2 protein-coding genes are annotated in these 2,416 nt (G+C 74.5%); both read left to right on the top strand.

The features are described 5' to 3' along the window. Positions 1-134: 134 nt before the first annotated feature. Complete coding sequence (locus ACFV2S_RS34360) at positions 135-1,049, top strand: phosphatidylinositol mannoside acyltransferase (protein ID WP_385568670.1); 915 nt, start codon at positions 135-137, stop codon at positions 1,047-1,049. Then, positions 1,046-2,200 (top strand): glycosyltransferase family 4 protein, encoded by a 1,155-nt coding sequence (locus tag ACFV2S_RS34365; protein WP_383798748.1) that lies wholly within the window; start codon positions 1,046-1,048, stop codon positions 2,198-2,200. Before ACFV2S_RS34360 ends, ACFV2S_RS34365 begins: the two co-directional genes overlap by 4 nt. Positions 2,201-2,416 lie beyond the last annotated feature (216 nt).

Genomic DNA, 2,416 nt, shown 5'->3' on the forward strand with positions numbered 1-2,416 from the left:
CCCCTCCGGCTCGGCTTGTGGGTGGGGGCGTTGTTGTTTACCGTCCCCGGGGGCCCCGCGGGGGCCCCCTTCGGGGGGGCGCCCGCCGCGGCGCCCGCCGCCGCGGCGGCGTCCGGGGGAGGCGGAGCAACCTCGTGAGCACCCTGAAGGAGCGCCTGAGCGACGGGCTGTACGGCGCCGGCTGGGCGACCGTGAAGAAGCTGCCCGAGCCGGTGGCGACGGGCCTCGGCCGCCGGATCGCCGACTTCGCCTGGAAGCGGCGCGGCAAGAGCGTCCTGCGCCTGGAGTCCAACCTCGCGCGCGTGGTGCCGGACGCCACGCCCGAGCGGCTCGCGGAGCTCTCGCGGGCCGGCATGCGTTCGTACATGCGGTACTGGATGGAGTCCTTCCGGCTGCCGACCTGGAGCCGGGAGCGGGTCGAGCGGTCCATCGACATCAAGGACCGCCACTACCTGGAGGAGGGCATGGCCTCCGGGCGCGGGGTCGTCCTGGCCCTGCCCCACCTGGCCAACTGGGACCTCGCGGGCGTGTGGGTCACCCGCTCGCTCGGCATGCCGTTCACGACGGTCGCGGAGCGCCTCAAGCCCGAGACGCTGTACGACCGGTTCGTCGCCTACCGCGAGTCCCTCGGCATGGAGGTCCTTCCGCACACCGGCGGCTCCGCCTTCGGCACCCTCGCACGGCGGCTGCGGGCCGGCGGCCTGGTCTGCCTGGTCGCCGACCGCGACCTGTCGGCGTCGGGCACCGAGGTCACGTTCTTCGGGGACACCGCGCGGATGCCCGCGGGACCGGCGATCCTCGCCCAGCAGACCGGCGCGCTGCTGCTGCCGGTGACCCTCTGGTACGACGACACGGCGGTCATGAAGGGCCGTATCCACCCGCCCATCGACGTACCCGAGTCAGGCACGCGCGCCGAGAAGACGTCCGTGATGACACAGGAACTCGCCGACGTCTTCGCCGGCGGCATCGCGGACCACCCGGAGGACTGGCACATGCTGCAACGACTGTGGCTCGCGGACCTGGACGAGCGGGAGGGACCCGCCGCGTGAAGATCGGGATCGTCTGCCCGTACTCCTGGGACGTGCCGGGCGGCGTCCAGTTCCACATCCGTGACCTCGCCGAGCACCTGATCCGGCTCGGCCACGAGGTCTCCGTCCTCGCCCCCGCCGACGACGACACCCCGCTCCCGCCCTACGTCGTCTCCGCGGGCCGGGCCGTGCCGGTGTCCTACAACGGCTCCGTGGCCCGGCTCAGCTTCGGCTTCCTCTCCGCCGCGCGCGTGCGCCGCTGGCTGCACGACGGCACCTTCGACGTCGTCCACATCCACGAGCCGACCTCGCCCTCGCTGGGGCTGCTCACCTGCTGGGCGGCGCAGGGGCCGATCGTCGCCACCTTCCACACCTCGAACCCGCGCTCCCGGGCGATGATCGCCGCGTACCCGATCCTCCAGCCCGCCCTGGAGAAGATCAGCGCCCGCATCGCGGTCAGCGAGTACGCGCGGCGCACGCTCGTCGAGCACCTCGGCGGCGACGCGGTCGTCATCCCCAACGGCGTCGACGTGGACTTCTTCGCGCGCGCCGAGCCGAAGAAGGAGTGGCAGGGCGAGACCCTCGGCTTCATCGGCCGCATCGACGAGCCCCGCAAGGGCCTGCCCGTCCTCATGCGGGCCCTCCCCAGGATCCTCACCGAGCGGCCCGGAGCCAGGCTCCTCGTCGCCGGGCGCGGCGACGAGGAGGAGGCGGTCGCCTCCCTGCCGGCCGGGATGCGCTCCCGGGTGGAGTTCCTCGGCATGGTCAGCGACGAGGACAAGGCGCGGCTGCTGCGCAGCGTCGACGTGTACGTGGCGCCCAACACCGGCGGCGAGAGCTTCGGCATCATCCTCGTCGAGGCGCTGTCGGCCGGCGCGCCGGTCCTCGCCGCCGACCTGGACGCCTTCGCCCAGGTCCTCGACCAGGGAGCGGCCGGTGAGCTCTTCGCCAACGAGGACGCCGACGCGCTCGCGGACGCGGCGATCGCGCTCCTCGGCGACGGGACGCGGCGCGCGGAGCTGAGCGCCCGGGGCTCGGCCCATGTGCGGCGCTTCGACTGGGGGACGGTGGGCGCGGACATCCTGGCCGTGTACGAGACGGTGACGGACGGGGCGGCGGCGGTGGACACGGACGAACGCACGGGCGGCCTCCGGGCCCGCCTGGGGCTGTAGGAGCCTTCTGGGACGCCCGCCCGCGCCCACGCGGGCCTAGCCCGCCCGCACCGCGCCGGGCGTTCGCCCGGTGCCCGCGTGGGCCTTCCGCCCGCGCCCGGCGGGGCGGTACCCCCGCCCCTGTGGGCCTTCGCCCCGCCCCGTGTGGGCAATCGTCCCGCTGGGGCGGGACGGGTGGGCACACGGGACGGCGCCCTTCAGCGGCGCCTCCGCGTT

The sequence above is a fragment of the Streptomyces sp. NPDC059695 genome (genome assembly GCF_042733785.1).
Classification (GTDB): domain Bacteria; phylum Actinomycetota; class Actinomycetes; order Streptomycetales; family Streptomycetaceae; genus Streptomyces.